Source organism: Oerskovia douganii (assembly GCF_015142735.1).
Classification (GTDB): Bacteria; Actinomycetota; Actinomycetes; order Actinomycetales; family Cellulomonadaceae; genus Oerskovia; species Oerskovia douganii.
This window is the reverse complement of the sequence record NZ_JACSPN010000006.1, coordinates 104,464-123,887: the sequence shown is the minus strand read 5'-3', so window position 1 is coordinate 123,887 and position 19,424 is coordinate 104,464. Positions and strand designations below refer to the sequence as shown.

General features: G+C 70.0%; 21 protein-coding genes and 1 other RNA gene. 18 read left to right on the top strand and 4 right to left on the bottom strand.

Annotation, left to right across the window (positions count from 1 at the left end):
• The first annotated feature begins 89 nt into the window (after nucleotides 1-89).
• From H9623_RS06845 to ssrA, 13 genes are all read left to right on the top strand, one after another.
• The gene (locus H9623_RS06845) at nucleotides 90-287 is read left to right on the top strand and encodes a hypothetical protein (protein ID WP_193719310.1); all 198 of its coding nucleotides are present in this window, start codon (nucleotides 90-92) and stop codon (nucleotides 285-287) included.
• A 71-nt stretch (nucleotides 288-358) separates the two neighbouring features.
• Complete coding sequence (locus H9623_RS06840; protein ID WP_321575322.1) at nucleotides 359-706, top strand: TadE/TadG family type IV pilus assembly protein; 348 nt, start codon at nucleotides 359-361, stop codon at nucleotides 704-706.
• Nucleotides 707-873: 167 nt separating this feature from the next.
• Nucleotides 874-1,284 carry a pilus assembly protein gene (locus H9623_RS06835; RefSeq protein WP_321575321.1) on the top strand — a complete coding sequence of 137 codons (411 nt, stop codon included), beginning with the start codon at nucleotides 874-876 and terminating at the stop codon, nucleotides 1,282-1,284.
• Nucleotides 1,285-1,358: 74 nt separating this feature from the next.
• Complete coding sequence (locus tag H9623_RS06830; RefSeq protein ID WP_193719307.1) at nucleotides 1,359-1,784, top strand: pilus assembly protein TadG-related protein; 426 nt, start codon at nucleotides 1,359-1,361, stop codon at nucleotides 1,782-1,784.
• A gap of 170 nt (nucleotides 1,785-1,954) precedes the next feature.
• Nucleotides 1,955-2,611, top strand: a complete 657-nt coding sequence (locus H9623_RS06825; RefSeq protein WP_193719306.1) for a hypothetical protein — start codon at nucleotides 1,955-1,957, stop codon at nucleotides 2,609-2,611.
• 114 nt (nucleotides 2,612-2,725) lie between these two features.
• Entirely contained in the window at nucleotides 2,726-4,009 is a 1,284-nt protein-coding gene (locus H9623_RS06820; RefSeq protein ID WP_193719305.1) for a WxL protein peptidoglycan domain-containing protein, read from the top strand.
• Between the two features lie 72 nt (nucleotides 4,010-4,081).
• A complete protein-coding gene (prfB, locus tag H9623_RS06815; protein ID WP_193719304.1) occupies nucleotides 4,082-5,194 on the top strand; it encodes a peptide chain release factor 2 in 1,113 nt (370 codons plus the stop codon).
• A 181-nt stretch (nucleotides 5,195-5,375) separates the two neighbouring features.
• Nucleotides 5,376-6,230 (top strand): cell division ATP-binding protein FtsE, encoded by an 855-nt coding sequence (ftsE, locus tag H9623_RS06810; RefSeq protein WP_193719303.1) that lies wholly within the window; start codon nucleotides 5,376-5,378, stop codon nucleotides 6,228-6,230.
• A gap of 3 nt (nucleotides 6,231-6,233) precedes the next feature.
• Nucleotides 6,234-7,145 (top strand): permease-like cell division protein FtsX, encoded by a 912-nt coding sequence (gene ftsX, locus H9623_RS06805; RefSeq protein WP_193719302.1) that lies wholly within the window; start codon nucleotides 6,234-6,236, stop codon nucleotides 7,143-7,145.
• Between the two features lies 1 nt (nucleotide 7,146).
• Nucleotides 7,147-8,511: a M23 family metallopeptidase gene (locus H9623_RS06800; RefSeq protein WP_193719301.1), complete on the top strand. Its 1,365-nt coding sequence runs from the start codon at nucleotides 7,147-7,149 to the stop codon at nucleotides 8,509-8,511.
• 115 nt (nucleotides 8,512-8,626) lie between these two features.
• Nucleotides 8,627-9,097 carry an SsrA-binding protein SmpB gene (smpB, locus tag H9623_RS06795; protein ID WP_193719300.1) on the top strand — a complete coding sequence of 157 codons (471 nt, stop codon included), beginning with the start codon at nucleotides 8,627-8,629 and terminating at the stop codon, nucleotides 9,095-9,097.
• Nucleotides 9,098-9,243: 146 nt separating this feature from the next.
• On the top strand, nucleotides 9,244-9,657 hold the full coding sequence (locus H9623_RS06790) for a hypothetical protein (protein ID WP_193719299.1): 414 nt from the start codon (nucleotides 9,244-9,246) through the stop codon (nucleotides 9,655-9,657).
• Between the two features lie 121 nt (nucleotides 9,658-9,778).
• Nucleotides 9,779-10,147: a transfer-messenger RNA gene (gene ssrA, locus H9623_RS06785) on the top strand.
• Nucleotides 10,148-10,275: 128 nt separating this feature from the next.
• Here the strand turns inward: ssrA and H9623_RS06780 are convergent.
• The 4 genes from H9623_RS06780 to H9623_RS06765 all read right to left on the bottom strand — a co-directional run bounded on the left by H9623_RS06780 (nucleotide 10,276) and on the right by H9623_RS06765 (nucleotide 13,636).
• Nucleotides 10,276-10,926 (bottom strand): nuclear transport factor 2 family protein, encoded by a 651-nt coding sequence (locus tag H9623_RS06780; RefSeq protein WP_193719298.1) that lies wholly within the window; start codon nucleotides 10,924-10,926, stop codon nucleotides 10,276-10,278.
• A gap of 97 nt (nucleotides 10,927-11,023) precedes the next feature.
• Entirely contained in the window at nucleotides 11,024-11,395 is a 372-nt protein-coding gene (locus tag H9623_RS06775; RefSeq protein ID WP_193719297.1) for a hypothetical protein, read from the bottom strand.
• Complete coding sequence (locus H9623_RS06770) at nucleotides 11,388-12,380, bottom strand: DUF4349 domain-containing protein (protein WP_193719296.1); 993 nt, start codon at nucleotides 12,378-12,380, stop codon at nucleotides 11,388-11,390. Before H9623_RS06770 ends, H9623_RS06775 begins: the two co-directional genes overlap by 8 nt.
• 209 nt (nucleotides 12,381-12,589) lie before the next feature.
• Nucleotides 12,590-13,636, bottom strand: a complete 1,047-nt coding sequence (locus H9623_RS06765) for an LLM class flavin-dependent oxidoreductase (protein ID WP_193719295.1) — start codon at nucleotides 13,634-13,636, stop codon at nucleotides 12,590-12,592.
• A 58-nt stretch (nucleotides 13,637-13,694) separates the two neighbouring features.
• Here H9623_RS06765 and H9623_RS06760 point away from each other — a divergent pair, with 58 nt between their 5' ends.
• From H9623_RS06760 to H9623_RS06740, 5 genes are all read left to right on the top strand, one after another.
• Nucleotides 13,695-14,636 (top strand): PfkB family carbohydrate kinase, encoded by a 942-nt coding sequence (locus tag H9623_RS06760; protein WP_193719294.1) that lies wholly within the window; start codon nucleotides 13,695-13,697, stop codon nucleotides 14,634-14,636.
• Nucleotides 14,637-14,802: 166 nt separating this feature from the next.
• Nucleotides 14,803-15,963, top strand: coding sequence for an ROK family transcriptional regulator (locus H9623_RS06755; protein WP_193719293.1), 1,161 nt, complete (start codon nucleotides 14,803-14,805; stop codon nucleotides 15,961-15,963).
• 133 nt (nucleotides 15,964-16,096) lie between these two features.
• The gene (locus H9623_RS06750; protein ID WP_191803603.1) at nucleotides 16,097-17,386 is read left to right on the top strand and encodes an extracellular solute-binding protein; all 1,290 of its coding nucleotides are present in this window, start codon (nucleotides 16,097-16,099) and stop codon (nucleotides 17,384-17,386) included.
• Nucleotides 17,387-17,543: 157 nt separating this feature from the next.
• Nucleotides 17,544-18,497, top strand: coding sequence for a carbohydrate ABC transporter permease (locus H9623_RS06745; protein ID WP_056650470.1), 954 nt, complete (start codon nucleotides 17,544-17,546; stop codon nucleotides 18,495-18,497).
• On the top strand, nucleotides 18,494-19,423 hold the full coding sequence (locus tag H9623_RS06740) for a carbohydrate ABC transporter permease (protein WP_377622534.1): 930 nt from the start codon (nucleotides 18,494-18,496) through the stop codon (nucleotides 19,421-19,423). Before H9623_RS06745 ends, H9623_RS06740 begins: the two co-directional genes overlap by 4 nt.
• Nucleotide 19,424: the final 1 nt, after the last annotated feature.

Here is a 19,424-nt window from a genome sequence, read left to right as displayed (position 1 = left end):
TGCGCACAAGAAGCCCCGCCCGCGAACGGCGGACGGACGACCTGGACCACCGACGCGTCGAACGACGCGGCCGACCGACGAGGAGCATGATGACGAGACACCTGACGACCTGGATCGAGCGCGGCCGACGCCGCCTCGTCGCGAACGGAGCCGAGCGGGGGGACGTCCCGGGCTGGGTCCTGGTGACCCTGATGACGGCCGGGCTGGTCATCGCGCTGTGGGCCGTCGCGGGCCCCGCGCTGACCTCGACCTTCACGAACGCCATCAAGAGCGTCGGCGGTCCGTGACGAACCGGCCGCCACGCCGTGCCCCGGTCTGCGGCTCTGCGCCCCCCGAGCGGGAGGAGGGCTCGGCGGTCGTGGACTTCGTGCTCGTCTCGGTGCTGCTGCTCGTGCTGTTCCTCGGCATCCTCCAGGTCGTCCTCGCGGTCCACGTCCGGGCGGTCGTGATCGACAGCGCGGCCGAGGGGGCCCGGGTCGCGGGTCGGGCGGGCGGGGACCCGGCGGACGGGGTGGCGCGCACCCGCGCGCTGATCGACGCCTCGCTCTCCAAGCGCTTCTCGCAGGACGTCACGGCGCGGGAGATCGATCACGAGGGTGTGCGTGTCATCGAGGTGACCGTGACGACACCGCTCCCCGTGGTCGGCCTGCTGGGCCCGGCCGGGGTCGTCACGGTGGAGGGCCACGCGCTGAAGGAGGAGCGGTGAACGGCGCCGTGGGGACGATGTCCCTTCGCCCGTGCGCCTCGCGGCGGGGGCGCACCGCACCTGAGGCGCCCAGGATCTCGGGTCTCCGGGGGGTGCGCGCGGCGCACGCCAGGGCCGCCCGGCGGTTGACCGGACGCCGTCGCGGGAGGGAGGAGGGGAACGCGATCGTGGAGTTCCTCGGGGCCGCGCTCATCCTCCTCCTGCCGGTGATGTACCTCGCGCTGACGCTCGGCCGGATCCAGGCGGCGATGTTCGCCGTCGAGGGCGCGGCCAAGGAGTCGGGCCGGGCGTTCGTGACGGCGGACTCCGTCGCGCAGGGGGAGGCGCGTGCGGGGATCGCGGTCTCGTTGGCCCTGGACGACCAAGGGTTCGCCGATGTCCGTCCGGCTGACGTGCTGACCATCTCGTGCTCCAGCACACGGTGCCTCGCCCCGGGGTCCGAGGTCACGACGGTCGTCCGCTACGAGGTCCCCCTGCCGTTCGTCCCTCCTGCGGTCCGCACGTGGGTGCCCTTGGCGGTCCCGGTCGAGGCGGTCCACGTGTCTCCCGTCGACGTCTACGCGGGGGTGCGCTCGTGAGGCTCCTCCGCGGCCGGGACCTGCGGTCGTGCAGCGTGGGAGCCTCCCGAGCAGCGGGGGAGAGCGGGCAGATCATGCTCCTCACCAGTGCCTTCGTCGCGTTCGCGCTCCTTCTCGTGACGGTCGTGGTCTCGGCGACCGGGGTCCATCTCGATCGCAAGCGCCTGTTCGACGTCGCCGACGCGGCCGCCCTCGATGCCGCGGACTCGATGGGGCAGGACACGTTCTACGAGGGCGGGATGGCCGACCCTGAGCGGGAGGCGGTGCTCGTGCTGAGCGACGTCGAGGTGCGGGCCTCGGTCGAGTCGTTCGTGGCCGCGCACCCCGAGATGCTGGACGGCTTGCACGGTGTCACCATCGTCGAGGCGTCGACGCCGGACGGGCGGACCGCCGAGGTCCGCCTCGCCGGATGGTCTCGGCCCGTCCTCGTCAGCTGGGTCACGCAGGCGTGGTCCGAGGGCATCGTCGTGCAGGCCCGGGCGAGCGCGCGTGCCTGGTGAGCGGAGCGGGTGGCCGACGCGTCGTCGCGACCGGTGGACCCCCCTGTGATCGGCCGCCCGATCGTTCACTTTGTTAACAAAAAATGCACCTTTTGCCTGGTGGCTGCGAAAACTTACACTTCGCCGCTATGGTGATCCGGTCCGACACCCCTCCAACGACGGAGACTTACATGAACGTACGTGCAAAGAAGCAGTGGATCGCGGGCGGAGCCCTCGGGGCGATGCTCCTGGGGTCCGTGGCGATGGCCTCTGCAGCCACCGCCGACGAGGTGACCCACGGTGAGGAGGACGTCCAGATCGAGGTCGCCGTCACGCCGGTGGGGGCGCTCACGCTCAACGTCGCCAACCCGTCCGTGACCCTCGGCGAGTCGACGAGCCCCGAGATCTGGGCTGCAGGGAACCGTGAGTTCACGGGCGTCCTCGACGGCGTCAGCGTCAGCGACGACCGCAACGACGTGGCCGACGGCGCGGGCTGGGCCGTCACGGGCCAGGTCAGCGACTTCACCGCGGCGGGCCTGCCCGACATCACCCACGACCACCTGGGCTGGGTCCCCGAGCTGGCGAACCCGGTCCCCGGGGACTTCAACGTCTCGCCCGGCCTGCCGGTCGCCGGCGAGCTCCAGGAGGTCCCGGACGAGCCGGGCCCCGGTGGCAGCTGGCTCGAGGGCGGTATCCAGGTGGGTGACCTCCTGGTCTCGGCCGGTGACTCGGCCGAGGCGAACGGCCAGTCGTTCGGCGTCAAGGCCGGGCTGAACCTCACCGTCCCGAAGAACACGCCCTCGGGTGCGTACGCGTCGACGCTGACGCTCACGCTCATGGAGGGCTGACAGTTCTCCGTGACCTCGTGTCATGGACAGAGGCGCTGCAGGGCCGGCGGAACCCCGTCGGCCCTGTAGCGTCTCCGGAGCAGGGTGCCCGTTCGAGGTGGATCGGAAGTCGCGGTGAGCAAGGACATGAAGAAGGCACGTGAGTCGGGCGGTCGGCCACCCGGCAGGTTGCGTCGAGGGCTCGCGGGGGTGGGCGCCCTGACGCTCGCGCTCCTGGGTGCGGTCGGCACGGCGCACGCGGGCGAGCAGGATCCGGGGGACATCCGGTTCTCGGTCAGCACCGCCTCTCCCGACGGGCCCGACGACCGCCGGATCTTCGACTTCGTCGCGGAGCCGGGGGCGCAGATCCAGGACCAGGTCGCCGTCTCCAACCACGGGGCCGTCCCCGTGACGTTCGCGATGGTGACGAACGACGGCATCTTCACGCCCATGGGCAACTTCGACATCCGGACCTCCGACCAGGAACCGCAGGACTCCGGTGGCTGGTTCGAGGTCCAGCCGACCGTCGACGTCCCGGCGGGGGAGACCGTGGTCGTGCCCTTCACCATCACCGTGCCGGAGAACGTGACACCGGGCGACCATCCTGCCGGGATTGTCGCGACGGTCACGACCGCTTCCTCGGCGGCAGGTCCTGGGGTCGGGGTCGAGAGCAGGGTGGGGGTGCGGGTCAACCTGCGGGTACCCGGGGAGGTGGTCCCCTCGATCGCGCTCGACCGGGTGACGGCCACCTACACGCCCTCGTGGAACCCGTTCGCCCCGGGAGACGTCCGGGTCGCCTACGAGGTGACCAACGACGGCAACCTGACGGTCGGCGCCGAGCAGTCGGTCCGCTCGTCCGGCGTCTTCGGGATCGGCGACACGACGGTCGACCGGGGCGTCGAGGGCGTGGAGGAGCTGATCCCGGGAACCTCACGCACGACGACCGTCACGGTCGCCGGCATCTGGCCCGTCGGCCCTGTGACGACCGAGGTCGTCGTCACGCCGACGCCCGTCTCGACGGACACGGCGGCAGGCGCCACCGACGTCCCGACGGCGGACCTCGCGCCGGTGGTCGTGTCGGTCACGACGTGGGCGATCCCGTGGGTCCACCTGCTCCTCGTCGCCGTGGCGGTGCTCGTCGTGCTCGGGGTCCGGGACAACCGCAAGCGCAGGAAGCAGCGCCTCGAGGCTCTCCTGGCGAAGGCGCGCGCCGAGGGGCTCGCGGCGGCAACCGCGCGTCCCGCCCCCGCAGCGGCCCCGACGGCGCCCACGACCGCGCCCACGACCGCGGCCTCGCCGGCCGGCACCGGGGCCGCCGAGCCTGATCCGGCGGCGGTCGTCGATCCCGCTCCCGCAGCGGTCGCCGCGACCGGCGGCGACGTCCCGGACGGGCCCCGGGCGGCGCCGTCGGGCGGCTGACCGCCCACCGGACGGACCCCGGACGCAGGACGGGACCGTGCGGTCCGTCCGCGTCGCGTAACCTTGAGGACCGTGGCCACCATCGACTTCCCGCACGAGATCCGCGCTCTCCGTTCGACCCTCGCGACCATCAGCGCCGTGAGCGACCCGGACGCCCTGCGCGTCCAGATCGCCGAGCTGTCGGACAAGGCGTCGGCGCCGGACCTCTGGGACGACCCGGACGCGGCCCAGAAGGTCACGACCGCGCTGTCGCAGACCCAGTCCGAGCTCGACCGCATCACGAGCATGAGCGACCGGATCGACGACCTCGAGACGCTGGTCGAGATGGCCACGGAGGACAACGGCGACGCCGAGACCCTCGCCGAGGCGGCCTCCGAGCTCGAGCAGATCCGCAAGGACCTGGGGGTGCTCGAGGTCAAGACCCTGCTCTCGGGCGAGTACGACGCGCGCGAGGCGGTCGTGACCATCCGCGCGGGCGCGGGCGGCGTCGACGCGGCCGACTTCGCGGAGATGCTCATGCGCATGTACCTGCGCTGGGCCGAGCGCCACGGCTACCCGACGCAGGTCCTCGACACGTCCTACGCCGAGGAGGCGGGGCTCAAGTCGGCGACGTTCGAGGTCAAGGCGCCGTACGCCTTCGGGCACCTGTCGGTCGAGGCCGGCACGCACCGCCTGGTGCGCATCTCGCCGTTCGACAACCAGGGGCGCCGCCAGACGTCGTTCGCGGCGGTCGAGGTCATCCCGCTCATCGAGCAGACGGACTCGGTCGAGATCCCGGAGTCGGAGATCAAGGTCGACGTGTTCCGGTCGTCGGGCCCCGGCGGCCAGTCCGTCAACACGACCGACTCGGCCGTGCGCATGACGCACATCCCCACGGGGATCGTCGTGTCGATGCAGAACGAGAAGTCGCAGATCCAGAACCGTGCGGCCGCCCTGCGCGTGCTCCAGTCGCGCCTGCTCCTGCAGCGTCAGGCCGAGGAGAGCGCGGCGAAGAAGGCCATGGCCGGTGACATCAAGGCCAGCTGGGGCGACCAGATGCGCTCGTACGTCCTGCACCCGTACCAGATGGTCAAGGACCTGCGCACGGAGTACGAGGTCGGCAACACCTCGGGCGTCTTCGACGGCGACATCGACGGCTTCATCGAGGCCGGGATCCGGTGGCGTCGCAGCGCTGACCAGGCCTGACGGCGCCTCCGGGGACTGCGTTCCCCGGCGGTCACGGGTCCCGGGGTGAATCGGTCGACCGGCACGTCCGATCCGGCCGCACCCGGCGTGTCAGCGGGGTCAGGGGTTTCGGACGTGCCTACTCTCGTGGGCGACCAGCGAACGATTTTCGCTTCCCCCAACGAGAGACTGGTCAAGCCTTGTGATCCGTTTTGAGAACGTCTCGAAGGTCTACGCCCGTGGCGCCAGACCTGCCCTGAACGGCATGTCCGCCGAGATCGAGCGTGGCGAGTTCGTCTTCCTCGTCGGCGCGTCCGGTTCCGGGAAGTCGACCTGCCTGCGCCTCGCGCTGCGCGAGGAGCGGCCCACCCAGGGCAAGGTCTTCGTGGCCGGCCGTGACCTGTCGACCCTGTCGAGCTGGAAGGTACCGTCGCTGCGGCGACAGATCGGTGTGGTCTTCCAGGACTTCCGGCTGCTGCAGAACAAGACGGTCTTCGAGAACGTCGCGTTCGCGCTCCAGGTCACGGGCAAGCCACGCCACATGATCGCCGTGACGGTCCCCGAGGTCCTCGAGACGGTCGGTCTGCAGGGCAAGGAGAAGAGGCGCCCGCACGAGCTCTCGGGCGGTGAGCAGCAGCGCGTCGCGATCGCGCGCGCGTTCGTCAACCGACCGTCGATCCTCCTCGCGGACGAGCCCACGGGAAACCTCGACCCGAACACCTCGCTCGGGATCATGAACCTGCTGTCGCGGATCAACGCCACGGGGACCACGGTCGTCATGGCCACGCACGACTCGGGGTTCGTCAACCAGATGCGCCAGCGGGTCATCGAGCTCTCGAACGGCGTCGTGCTCCGCGACCAGAAGGACGGCGTCTACGGTGCGGGGGTCCCGATGCCCGACGACGACGCTCTCCGTGAGCCGTCGGGTCACCTCGCGGAACGGCCGTGGTCGCCGCCCGTCGAGGTTCGGCCGGTGCCGGCTCTCGAGTCGCCGGCGCACGCCCAGGGCGTCACCGGCACGGTGCGGGTGCAGCCGTCGAGCCAGGGGGAGTGGTAGCTGGTGCGCGCCCAGTTCATCCTGGCCGAGATCGGTTCCGGCCTGCGCCGCAACCTCGCGATGACGATCTCCGTCATCCTCGTGACCTTCGTGTCCCTGACCTTCGTCGGTGCGTCCGCGCTCCTGCAGCTCCAGATCGGCAAGCTCAAGGACGACTGGTACGACCGCGTCGAGGTCTCGGTCTTCCTGTGCCCCATTGACTCTCCCAACCCGACGTGCGCGGGTGGCGAGGCCTCGCCCGAGCAGGTCGAGGCGCTCGAGACGCTCTTCGCGAGCGAGCTCGGCGACGAGGTCGAGACGGTGTACTTCGAGTCGAAGGAGGACGCGTTCGCCTCCTTCGAGGAGCGGTTCCCCGACGGGTACAACGGAACCCAGCTCACGGTCGACGACATGCAGTCCTCGTTCCGCCTCAAGCTGACCAACCCGGAGAACTACGAGGTCGTCAACGACGTCGTGACCGGTCGACCCGGCGTGGAGGCCGTCGAGGACCAGCGGCGGATCTTCGACTCGCTGTTCCTGGCCCTGAACCGCGCCTCGCTCATGTCCGGCGGGCTCGCGGTCGTGATGATGCTCGCCGCGGTGCTCCTCATCACGACCACGATCCGGCTGTCCGCCATGAGCCGTCAGCGCGAGACCGAGATCATGAAGCTCGTCGGGGCGTCCAAGCTCTTCATCCAGCTCCCCTTCATCCTGGAGGGGGCGATCGCCGCGGTGGTCGGAGCGTTCCTCGCGGTCGGGGGGCTCTGGCTCGGGGTCAAGTACCTCGTGACGGACTGGCTCCAGAGCTCGGTGAGCTGGATCGCGTACATCTCGGAGGCGGACGTCCTGCGGATCGCCCCGCTCCTGCTCCTCATCGCGTTCTTCCTGGCGGCGATCTCGTCGGTCGTGACGCTCAGCCGATACACGAGGGTGTGACATGTCCCAGCTGACCAGACGCCTCGCCGCGGGCGGTACCGCGCTCCTGCTCCTCCTGGGGACCGGTGTCGCCGCGACGGCCGACGACCTCGACGACCAGCGTGCGGCCGCCGAGCGTCGGCAGAGCGAGGCGCGGGCGGCCCGGGAAGGGCTCGAGTCCGAGCTCGAGGGCACGGACGCGGAGCTGGCCCAGGCGATCCTCGACCTGCAGGTCATCGAGGGGCGGCTGCCGGTGGCCCAGGCAGAGCTCGACACGGCGGAGGCAGAGCTCGAGCGCACGCAGCGCGAGGCCGCCCAGCTGGAGGTCCGCCTCGAGGACGCGCAGGCCGAGGAGGCCGCGATCAACGAGGACATCGAGAAGTCCGCGGGCAAGGTCAGCTCGGCGAAGTCCAGCATCGCGGAGATGGCCCGGCAGGCGTACCGAGGCCAGGGCGAGGTCAGCGGGCTCGGCATCGTGACCGGTGCGCAGAGCACCGAGGACTTCATCGAGCAGTACGCCATGACCTCGACCGCGGCCCGGACACAGGCCCGCGCGCTGACGGACCTGCAGGAGGCGGAGTCGATCGCGCGCAACCGGGAGGCCCGCCTCACCGCGATCCGCGAGACGATCGCAGACCTCAAGGTCCAGGCAGACCAGAACGTCGTCGCGGCGGACGCCGCCCGCGCCGCTGCTGCGGAGCGCAAGGCGGAGATCGAGAGTCTGATCGTCGAGCAGGAGGCGAAGAAGGTCACGATCGAGTCGCGCAAGGAAGCGGCCCTCGCCCAGATCGCCGTCAACGAGAAGGCCCAGACGGACCTGACGAGCGAGCTCCAGGGCATCATCGCGGCCCAGACGGAGCGTGACCGCAAGGCCGCGGAGGAAGCGGCGAAGCTTCCGCCGCCCGCGACGGGCGGCGGGTCCGGAGGGTCGGGCGGTGGCGGTGGCGGTGGTTCCGCTGGTGGTGGTGGAGGTGGCGCCGTCGCGAACGGCTTCCTGTCCTACCCGACCGCGGTCCCGCACATCACCTCGAGGTTCGGGATGCGCAAGCACCCCTTCCTCCCCGTGACCCGGCTGCACGCCGGCATGGACCTGCGTGCCTACTGCGGGACCCCGATCTACGCTGCGGCGGGCGGCACGGTCCAGTTCTCCCGCTTCATCGCGGGGCTCGGCAACCAGGTCGTGCTCAACCACGGCACTGTGGGGGGGAAGAACCTCATGTCGAGCTACAACCACCTCTCGCGGTTCGCGGTGTCCTCCGGGCAGAGCGTCTCGAAGGGGACCCTCGTCGGCTACTCGGGCACGACAGGCACGAGCCAGGTCTGCCACCTGCACTTCGAGGTCTACGAGAACGGCACGCCGGCCGACCCGGCGAAGTGGCTGGGATAGTAATCACCTTCTGGTCGTGGGACGACATCGCGTAACCTGGGACGTCGCGCCCCACGGCGCGGGTGGGCCCGGAATGGGTGCACCACGGAGCACGAGCAGATCGGATGTTGCCCTCATGGCGAAGGAGACTGGCCGCAAGATCATCGCCAGCAACCGCAAGGCCCGCCATGACTATCTCATCGTCGACGTGTTCGAGGCCGGGCTCGTCCTGAGCGGCACCGAGGTCAAGGCCCTGCGTCAGGGCCGTGCGTCGTTGCTGGACGGCTACGTGGCGGTCGACGGCGGTGAGGCGTGGCTCGAGAACGTCCACATCCAGGAGTACTCGCAGGGGACGTGGAACAACCACGCCCCTCGCCGCAAGCGCAAGCTCTTGCTGCACAAGGAGGAGATCCTGCGGCTCGAGGCGAAGTCTCGCGAGAAGGGCTACACGATCGTGCCGCTCTCGCTCTACTTCCTCGACGGTCGCGCGAAGGTCGAGATCGCCCTCGCACAGGGCAAGCGGGAGTACGACAAGCGTCAGGCGCTGCGCGAGCAGCAGGACAACCGTGAGGCGCAGCGCGCCATGCGTCACCGCCAGAACAGGTGACCTGCCCGGCGAGGTGAGCGACGCCGTCGGGCAGGGAGCGCCGTGCGACGAGGACGTGGCCGGGGACACGCCGGATGAGGATGCAAGCTCCTGCCCGACGACGTAGCGTCGCAGGGTAGTCGTCGTCACCTTCCCGAGGAGGCACCGTGGTCAAGCTCCGTCAGTACATCCCGCGCGTCGCAGCAGGCGCGTTCATCCTCAACTCAGGCCTCACGAAGCGGGGCGCCGACGAGGCGACCGCGCAGGGGATCCACGGGATGGCCGCCGGGACGTTCCCCTTCCTCGAGGACCAGGACCCGGTGCAGTTCACCAAGACGCTCTCCACGACCGAGATCGCCCTGGGCACGGCCCTGCTCGTCCCGTTCGTCCCGACGGGCGTGGTCGCGCTCGGGCTCGGCACCTTCTCGGCGGGCCTCGTCGCGATGTACCTCAAGACGCCGGGGATGACCGAGAAGGACGGGATCCGACCGACTCCTCAGGGAGTCGGCCTCGCCAAGGACGTCTTCCTGCTGGGGATCGCCGGCGGCCTGCTGGTCGACGCGCTGACCCGCAAGAAGTAGCCCAGGAAATAGGTTCGCCCGCTGCGGTGTTGATCCCGTAGGCTGGTACCACTGACCCGGTGCACGGCCGGACGCCTCGGCGGACGGGTGGCGGGCTGGGTCGGTGATTGACAACTGCACAGGGGGTGATCGGTTTCGACGGTGGTCGTGCTTCGAGGAGAAGCGGGCCGAGGATGCAGACTTATCTCGTAAACGACGTCTGCAAACCAATAGGTGCCGATTCCAAGCGCACCGACTTCGCACTCGCCGCCTGAGCGAGTCTTCGAAGTCCGTCAGCCCGGGGTTGCTCTCGCCCCGGTTCCTGGCGTCAGACAGAGAGCCACTGCTTACGACGCTCGTCATTGGCGGCGTAGGGACTCTTAGATGACTGAGCCCGTCAGCACCTCGTCTGCGTGAGTGCTGGGGCCGAGAAAATCAACAGCAGACTGCGCCCGGAGAAGACCTGGATTTGCGTCACCGGACCGGGGTTCGATTCCCCGCACCTCCACCACGCCGTCCTCGGACGGCGCATCACCCCAGTTGTCACGACGAAGGGCCGCCCCACCGGGGCGGCCCTTCGTCGTGCCCGGTCGACCCGTCGGGGATGGCGGTCGGCCAGTCGCGGCGCCGGCGGGGGGCCTAGTCCTGGACCGGCTCGGGCAGCGGGCCGACCGAGGTGCTGCTCTCGCGGACCACGAGCCACCGTCCGTCCTGCTGCTCGTAGAAGACGGTCGTGACGATCGGGTGACGGAACGTGCCGACCCCCTCGAGCGCGATCTCGACGTCGGACCGGTGCTGGACGACTGCGGTCGGCCCGTGGAGCCGGACGTCGACACCCTCGGCGGGATCGTAGGACCTGAAGTCGAGCTCGCCGGCGGCGACCGCCTCGACCAGCTGGCTCTTGCTCATGTCGGTGCCCGACACGTCGACCAGGACGAAGTCCTCGGCGAGGCGGCCCGCGAACCCTGTCGCGTCCTCGTCGGCGCCGACCAGGTCCTCGAGCCGCGCGCGCTCGATCTGGCGCAGGGCGGTGACCTCCGCGGACTCGGTCACGACCGGCGAGCCGGACGCCAGGTGGACGACGCCCCAGGTGACGACCGCACCGGCGAGGGCGCCACCGACCGCTGCGAGGACCACGGCGGTGCGAGCGCGCCAGCCCGTGACCGGTGCCGTGGTCCCGGGGACCGAGGACGGTCCGGTGGCGGGGAGGAGGACCTCTCCGCCGTCGTCGAGCGCCCGCGTCAGGTCGAACTCGACGGACCGTTCCGGTCGTGCGTCTCGTCGACGCATGAGTGTCCTCCTCGGGTCCGTCCCGGGTCTCCATCCCCAGGCTACGCCGGAGCCACGCCGCAGGCCCTCCGGTCGCGGGCGCCCTCGGGTGGGGCCGTCACCAGCCGTTCGTCCGCCAGGCCACCGCCGCGTCGTCGCCGTCGAGCCACTCGATGCGCAGGGAACGACCCGCGATCTCGAGGCGCTCGTCCTCCCAGGTGTCGGTCTCGCGGCCCCGGATCACGGTGGTGTCCTGGTCGCCGTCGTCGCTGAAAGCGTCCGCACGGTCCGGGTCGTCGAAGTGGACCCTCCACTGCAGGCGCTCCTCGGGATTGACGTACGACGGGAAGGAGTGCGGTCCCACCGTCTCCCAGTGCGTGCAGACCCGGGTGACGAGGTGGCCCACGGCGCCGTGGTCGTCGTACAGGCGACCGATGCGCCGCCGGTAGGGCTCCAGCCGCGGGTCCAGGCGTGCGCCCGGCTCATCCACGGCGGCCACCCGACCCGACGAGGGGGGCGGTCTCCTGCGGGCCCGAGTCGTCGCCGGGGCCGTCCGGCCCGGCGGGGCCGTCGGAGGACGGCGGGGACCCGGGGCCGCTGCGGGGAGCCCCGCTCGAGCCCGGACGCAGCACGCGGAGCACGGCCCGCACGACGAGCAGGACGAGGGTGGCGGCCACGAGCCAGGGGAGCAGGGCGCCGGCGGCGACCACGACGGCGTTGAGGGCGACGAGGAGCGCCCCCCAGCCCGCCGAGAGCCCCCCGAGGAATCCCCCAGGACGAATCTGGGCGGCGGGCGCCTGCGAGAGCACCTCGATCGTGAGGGTCGACATGTCGACCTTGTCGCTGATCGATGCGCGCTGCGACTGGAGGCTCTCGAGCTCGGCCTGCCGGACCGTGAGCTCCTTCTCGGCGGCGAGCAGGTCGGCCGTTGTCGACGCCTCCGCCATGAGGGTCTGCAGGCGCCCGACCGACGTGCCGAGCGCCTGGATGCGAGCGTCCAGGTCGATCGCCGTCGCCGTCACGTCCTCGGCGTCGAGCGAGACGTCCCGGACCTCGCCGATCCCGTCCAGGGCGTCGACGGTCGCCGTCACCTTGTCGGCGGGGACCCGGACGGTGAGGCTCCCGACGGCACGCTCGTCCTCGCCGACCCGTTCCGCACGGCTCTCGACGCGGCCGCCCGCCGCCTCGACGAGCTCGCTGATCGACTGGACGGCCGCCCGCGGGTCGGCAGCCACGACGGTCAGCGCGCCGGTCGTGATGATCTCCCGGTCCTCGCCCGGGGCGGACGAGCCGACCTGCAGACCGGACGCGCCCGCTGCGGAGTCCTCGGCCTCGATCGCGAGGCTCGCACGGTCGGCCGAGCCTGCGGCGTCGGAGACCTCGGCCTCGCCGTCGGTGGAGGAGCACCCCGCGAGCAGAAGGCTGCCGAGGAGGGCGATCGCGACGATCGTCGGTGTGCGGGGCGAGGAGCGCATGCACCGACCCTAGGTGGGGCGCCGTCCGAAGAGGGAGGGTTCGTGCGGATCGTGACCGTGTTGTGAACTCGCCGTCACCGCACCGAGACACGGGACCGGGTTCCGTGCGCGCCGCGGGCCAGGGGCGTCGGGACGCCCCTGACCTGCGGGAACGCTCCCATGTCAGAGTCGGGCTGTGGTGCTCCCGCAGGGCACGACCTACGGGGCCGTCAGCCGAGCGCCTCGCGGACCAGAGGGGCGACTTCGGTCCCGAGGAGCTCGATCGCGCGCAACGACTCCTTCTGCGGCACCCCCGAGAGGTCCATCTGGAAGATCTGACGGTCGTGGCCGAGGGCTCCGTGCAGCTCGACGACCCGCTCGGCGATCTCCTCGGGCGCGCCGATGAAGTAGGCCCCGCCGCGTGCGGCGGTCGCTTCGTAGGAGACGCGGTTGGGCATCGGGAAGCCGCGTTCGGCCGAGATCTTCTTCATGTTCTGCAGGTAGTAGGGGTAGAAGAAGTCGCGGGCCTTCTTGCCGTCGTCGGCGAGGAAGCCCATGGTCGACACCGAGACCTCGAGGCCCGCGGCGTCGTGCCCGGACTGCGTGGCGGCTCGACGGTAGAGATCGACCAGAGGCGCGAACTGCGCAGGCTTGCCGCCGATGATCGCGTAGTTGACGGGCAGGCCGAGGACGCCCGCGCGCACCGACGACTGCGGGTTGCCACCGGTGGCGATCGCGATGTCGAGGTGCTCTCCCCGCCCGGGCTTGTCGAACGGCCGGGGGAGGATCACGGCGTCCTCGAGCGGCGGGCGGAACTTCCCCGACCAGGTCACGGGGTTGCCCTCGTCGAGCAGGCGCAGCAGGACGATCTTCTCGTCGTAGAGCGCGTCGTAGTCGTCCAGGTCGGCGCCGAAGAGGGGGTAGGACTCGATGAAGGAGCCGCGCCCGGCGAGCAGCTCGATGCGCCCGCCCGAGAGCTGGTCCATGGTCGCGAACTGCTGGTAGACGCGGACGGGGTCCTCGGTCGAGAGGACAGTCACCGCGCTGCCCACGGTGATCCGCTCGGTCTGCGCGAGCGCTGCGGCGATCATCGTGGACGGGGAGGAGATCGCGTAGTCGGGTCGGTGGTGCTCACCGATGCCGGCGTAGTCGAGCCCCACCTCGTCCGCGAGGCGGATCCGCTCGAGCACGTCACGCAGGCGTCGGGAGACCGGCATCTGCTCGCCGGTCGTCGGGTCGGGGGCGTTGTCGCCGAAGGTGTAGAAGCCGAGTCGCATGTAGATGCAAACGCATGGAGCGGGGAGATATTCCTCGTCCGGTGCGCGAGGATGAGGCGTGCTGATCTGCTGCGGCCTCACGACCCTCGACATCACCCAGGTGGTCGACGCCCTGCCGGGGCCCGACCAGAAGGTCGTCGCGACCTCGCAGCGGGCGACCTTCGGCGGGCCCGCGGCGAACGCGGCCGCGACGGCCGTCGCGCTCGGTGTGCAGACCCGGCTCGTCACGGCGGTCGGAGCGGGGGTCCTCGCCGACGTGGTCCGTGCAGAGATCGCGGACGCCGGGGTCGAGCTGCTCGACGTGACGACCGCGCGGAGCGCGGGGGACGGCTCGCGGGCGACCGGACCTGCGGTCTCGACCGTCCTGGTGACAGCGGGGACGGGGGAGCGGGCCGTGGTGAGCACCAACGCCACCGACCGGCCCGCTGCCGTGACGGACCGGACCGTGGTCGACCGCGCGCTCGGGCCGTCCGGGCCGTCCCGGTCCCGCGCGGGGGTGGACGCGGGCACCGGTGGCGAGTCCGGGCGCGACGTCCTCCTGCTCGACGGTCATCACGCCCCGCTCGCGCTCGCCCTGGCGTCCAGCGCGCGCGAGGCGGGCTTCCTCGTCGTGCTCGACGGCGGCTCCTGGAAGGCCGGCAGCGCCGACCTCGTCGCGCTGTGCGACGCGGTCGTGCTCTCGGCCGACTTCCGCATGCTGGGGGTGGCGGCCGACGGCACGCTCGAGGCCGTCGCCCGCCTCGGCCCCTCGTTCGTCGCCCGCTCGCGCGGGCCGGCTCCCCTGGAGGTGCTCGACGCCGGGCGCCGGTCGAGCGTCGGTGCGCCGACGGTGGATGCCGCGGCCGTCGTGGACACGCTGGGCGCGGGCGACGTGCTCCACGGCGCCTTCGCGGCCGAGGTGGCTCGGGGGAGGTCGTTTGCGAGCGCCCTGTCGGCGGCCGCTGTCGTCGCGTCGCGCTCGGTGACGTACGAGGGAGCGCGGGGCTGGATCGGGGCGTGAGGGGCTCCTGGCGTGCCGTGATCGGCAGGATCGTGCTGATCCCGTGTGGCCTGACCTCAAGTCGTCCGACCCTGGGCGGGCCCCTCCGGGGGTGAAGTACAACGGTTTGGACACGACGCCCCGGGCGGGTTGACATGCGCTTAGTAAAGGAGGTCTACTAACAAACATGACAACGGCAGTCACGAGAAGTGCAGCAGCACGGAGGGGGCTGAGCACAGGCCTCCGACCCACCTCCAAGGTGCTCCCCGAGCACGCTCGTGCGCACAACCGGTCGTTGGTCCTCCAGCACCTGTTCCACGAGGGCCCCACCTCGCGCGCAGACCTCGCCCGCGCCACCTCGCTGACGAGGGTGACCATCTCCGACCTGGTCTCGGTGCTCATCGCCGAGGGCCTGGTCGAGGAGCTGGGCATCCGTCCCGGCCAGCGTGTGGGCAAGCCCGCGATCCTCATCGGGATGCGGACGAGCGCCTACCAGATCGTCTCGGTCGACCTGACGGACGACGCGCTCATGCGCGGCGCGGTCATGTCGCTCACAGGCGACTTCGTGGTCCGCCAGAGCCTCGCGATCGAGGGCCGTGCCGGCACCGAGCTGGTCGACCTCCTCACGCGCTTCTGCCGCGGGCTCATCGCGGTCGCGACGCGACCGGTCCTCGGCGTGGGCATCGGTTCGCCCGGTGTCGTCGACACCGCGGGCCGTGTCATCGAGGCCCCGAACCGCCGCTGGTACGACGTGCCCCTCGCCGAGCAGCTCGCGGAGAGCCTCGCACTTCCCGTCCACGTCGCGAACGACGCGAACATCGCCGCGCTCGGCGAGTTCACCTTCGGTGGCGCGGACGGCACGGGACTCATGGTCCTCACGGTCGGCGAGGGCGTCGGGGCCGGCATCATGCTCGACGGGTCCAGGGTGCGCGGCGCGGTCGACGCAGCCGGTGAGCTCGGGCACGTCACCGTCGTCGACGACGGACTGCCCTGCGCCTGTGGACGCACGGGCTGCCTCGAGACCGTCCTGTCCGTGCCGGCTCTCCGCCGTGCGGTCGAAGGGCTCGACAAAGAAGCTTCCGATGCCGTCCTGGCGTCGGTCGGCAGGCTCCTGGGCATCGCCCTCGCTCCTGTTGTCTCAGCGCTCAACCTCGGCGAGATCCTCATCAGCGGTCCCGCGGACCTGCTCGACGGTCCTCTCCGTGATGCGGCGATCGACACCATCAACGCTCGGACCATGCCGGCGATCAACGCCGGTCTCGAGCTCCGGATGGCTTCGCTCGACGAGGACGTCGTCCTCGCGGGGGCAGCCGTCCTCATCCTGTCCGGCCAGCTGGGCGTCTCGTGAGCTCGGCTCACGGTCGTCGCCCGGCCGACCCGGTCCTGCAGTAATCCCAGTAGCAGTACCGCAGTACCTCCCGTATCACCTCAGGTGGTGTCATCGACGCCGCCACTTCGAATTACCGAGAGGAAGTACCCCAGTGAAGAGGAACCGCCTCGTCGCCACCACGGTGGCTTCGACGATCACCCTGGCGCTCGCGCTCACCGCGTGTGGCTCCGGCGACTCCGGCTCCGACGGCGCCTCTGGCGACGCTGCCAAGACGGGCGACATCCGCGTCTGGCTCGTCGGCACCGACACGCCCGCGGACGCTCGCGAGTACCTCAAGACGACCTTCGAGAAGGAGAACCCCGGTTCTACCCTCACGATCGAGGAGCAGTCCTGGACCGGTCTGGTCGACAAGCTCACGACCTCGCTCGCCAGCTCCGACAGCCCCGACGTCGTCGAGGTCGGTAACACGCAGGCCGCCGCCTTCACCTCGGCCGGCTTCTTCACCGACCTGACGGACAAGTACGAGGCGCTCGGCGGCGACGACCTGCTCCCCGGCTTCGTCGAGGCCGGCACGTACGACGAGAAGTTCTACGCGGCCCCGTACTACTCCGGTGCGCGTGCAGTCTTCTACTCGCAGCAGATCGTCGGCGACGGCTTCGTCGCCCCCGAGACCCTCGACGACTACGTCGCGCAGGGCAAGGCCCTCACGACCGACACGCGCTCGGGCATCTACTGGCCCGGCCAGGACTGGTACAACGGTCTCCCCTACATCTGGGAGAACGGTGGCTTCATCGCCGAGAAGAAGGGCGACAAGTGGGAGGCCGGCTTCTCCTCCGAGGGCGGCATCAAGGGCCTCGAGCAGATCCAGGACGTCATGCTGACGGCCTCGAAGGCTCCGAAGGACGGCCAGGAGACCGACCAGCAGATCCCCTTCTGCGAGGGCAACATCGGCTTCCTCTCCGCGCCGACGTGGGTTCAGTGGTCCATCAAGGCTGAGGAGACGGCCGAGGCGCCTGGCTGCGCCACGACCTACGGCTCGGACCTGCACGCCTTCGCCCTCCCGGGCAAGGAGGCCGGCACGGCCGCCCAGGTCATGGCCGGTGGCTCGAACATCGCCGTCGCGACCAAGTCCCAGAACCAGGAGCTCGCCCTCAGCGCTCTCGAGATCATGCTGAGCGACGGCTACCAGGAGATCATGGCCACCAACGGCCTGATCCCGGCCAAGGTCTCGCAGGCCAAGTTCCTGCCGGACGACGAGATCACGCAGGCGGGTGCTGCTGCCGCGGCCGCTGCCAAGCTGACCCCGGCTTCCCCGAAGTGGGCCGACGTCGAGGCCAAGCGCTACCTCCAGGACGCGTTCGTCCAGCTCGCTCAGGGTGGGGACGTCCAGGCGATCGCCACGAAGCTCGACGAGCAGATCGAGTCGACGCTCAACAGCTGATCCCAGGTGATCCTCCGTGAGGGAGGATCACCGACCAGGTGCCGCAGGGGTGGGAGTTCCGCGGAGCTCCCACCCCTCGGCATGACTGGACACCCTCGCACCACCTGCCTCCGCACGGTCCTGCTCGAACCGTGCAAGCCCTCGACGGAGTGAGAAAATGAGCTCATCCACCCTCGAGTCGTCCCCAGCGGTCGAGCTGAAGGACACTCTCAAGCCCCCGAAGAAGCGGTCATCCAAGCTGCCCTGGCTCTTGCTGGCCCCTAGCCTCCTGGTCCTGGCCATCATGGTCGGGTACCCGTTGGTCAACCTCTTCATCATGTCGTTCCAGAAGTACGAGCGCGCCCAGCTCATGGGAGTCCCCGCCGAATGGGTGGGTTTCCAGAACTACACCGACACGCTCACCGACCCGGTGTTCTGGACGGTCCTCGCCCGCAGCTTCGCCTTCATGGTGGTCTGCGTGTTCCTCACCATGGCGATCGGCATCCTGCTCGCCCTGCTGATGATGCGCCTCAACAAGTTCTTCCGTCTGCTCGTCTCGATCGGCCTGCTGCTGGCCTGGGCCATGCCCGCCCTCGCCGCGGTGATCGTGTGGGGCTGGATCTTCGACACCCAGTACGGCGTGGTCAACAACGTGCTGACGAAGATCACGGGGGACAACTGGATGGGCCACTCGTGGCTCATCAACCCCCTGATGTTCTACATCGTGGCTGCCTTGATCATCGTCTGGCAGAGCGTGCCGTTCGTGGCGTTCACGATGTACGCCGGCCTGACCCAGGTTCCCGGTGAGGTCCTCGAGGCCGCTTCGCTCGACGGTGCGACGCCGGCCCAGCGCTTCCGACTGATCATGGTCCCCTACGTGCGCAGCATCATCGTCGTCCTCATCATCCTGTCGATCATCTGGGACCTGCGCGTCTTCACCCAGATCTTCGTGCTCCAGGGCATCGGTGGCATCGCCGAGAAGACCAACACCATCGGCGTGTACATCTACCAGATGGGCATGGCCCAGGGGCACTACGGCACCGCGAGCGCCATCGCGGTCATCCTGGTGTTCATCATGATGGGGATCTCGTACTACTACGTGCGCCAGACCGTCAAGGAGGAAGAGCTGTGAGCACCCTCAACCCGACCGTCGCGGGGACCGCCACGACGGCACCTCGGTCCTCGGGGAGCGGCCCGCGCAAGACCCGTGAGGGACAGCGCAAGAAGGTCTCGAACGTCGTCTACAGCGTGATCGCCGTGATCGTCTTCGCGGCCTCGGCGTTCCCGGTCTACTGGATGATCAACTCGTCCTTCCTGCCGACGAACATGATCCGCAGCACGGACCTGACGTTCTTCCCCGGCTCCTCGTTCACGATCGACAACTACAAGAACGCGATCTTCAACCAGGAGCGCGCGCCGTTCCTGCCCGCCCTGGGCAACTCGGTCTTGGTCACGTTCTTCGTGCTGATCGTGTCCATGGTCCTGGCGTTCCTGGCGTCGCTCGCCGTGACCCGGTTCAACTTCAAGGGCCGCAAGGCGTTCATCATCGCGATCCTCGCGGTCCAGATGATCCCGGGCGAGGCCATGATGATCTCGATCTTCCGGATCATCGACGGGTGGCAGCTCCTCAACTCGATCATCGGCCTGGGCATCGTCTACCTGTCGGGCGTCCTGCCCTTCACGATCTGGACGCTGCGCGGGTTCGTCGCCGGGGTCCCGGCCGAGCTCGAGGAGGCAGCCATGATCGACGGCTGCTCGCGCGCCAAGGCCTTCTGGCGGATCACGTTCCCGCTGCTGGCACCGGGCCTCGTGGCGACCGGCGTCTTCGCGTTCATCCAGGCCTGGAACGAGTTCGTGATGGCGCTGATCATCATGACCCGTCCGGAGTCCATGACGTTGCCGCTCTGGCTGCGCACGTTCCAGCAGGCCACGCAGGCCACCAACTGGGGCGGCCTGATGGCTGGCTCGGTGCTGATCGCGATCCCGGTCGTCATCTTCTTCCTCATCGTCCAGGGGCGGATGACCGGCGGTCTCGTCTCAGGTGCGGTGAAGGGCTGAC

What these genes read in the sequence shown, in the direction of transcription:
- H9623_RS06800 (WP_193719301.1), top strand. Translation starts at nt 7,147, where the DNA reads ATGTCCCAGCTGACCAGACGCCTCGCCGCGGGCGGTACCGCGCTCCTG.
- H9623_RS06765 (WP_193719295.1), bottom strand. Translation starts at nt 13,636, where the DNA reads ATGCGACTCGGCTTCTACACCTTCGGCGACAACGCCCCCGACCCGACG.
- H9623_RS06845 (WP_193719310.1), top strand. Translation starts at nt 90, where the DNA reads ATGACGAGACACCTGACGACCTGGATCGAGCGCGGCCGACGCCGCCTC.
- H9623_RS06825 (WP_193719306.1), top strand. Translation starts at nt 1,955, where the DNA reads ATGAACGTACGTGCAAAGAAGCAGTGGATCGCGGGCGGAGCCCTCGGG.
- H9623_RS06770 (WP_193719296.1), bottom strand. Translation starts at nt 12,380, where the DNA reads ATGCGCTCCTCGCCCCGCACACCGACGATCGTCGCGATCGCCCTCCTC.
- H9623_RS06755 (WP_193719293.1), top strand. Translation starts at nt 14,803, where the DNA reads ATGACAACGGCAGTCACGAGAAGTGCAGCAGCACGGAGGGGGCTGAGC.
- H9623_RS06745 (WP_056650470.1), top strand. Translation starts at nt 17,544, where the DNA reads ATGAGCTCATCCACCCTCGAGTCGTCCCCAGCGGTCGAGCTGAAGGAC.
- H9623_RS06780 (WP_193719298.1), bottom strand. Translation starts at nt 10,926, where the DNA reads ATGCGTCGACGAGACGCACGACCGGAACGGTCCGTCGAGTTCGACCTG.
- smpB (WP_193719300.1), top strand. Translation starts at nt 8,627, where the DNA reads ATGGCGAAGGAGACTGGCCGCAAGATCATCGCCAGCAACCGCAAGGCC.
- H9623_RS06830 (WP_193719307.1), top strand. Translation starts at nt 1,359, where the DNA reads ATGCTCCTCACCAGTGCCTTCGTCGCGTTCGCGCTCCTTCTCGTGACG.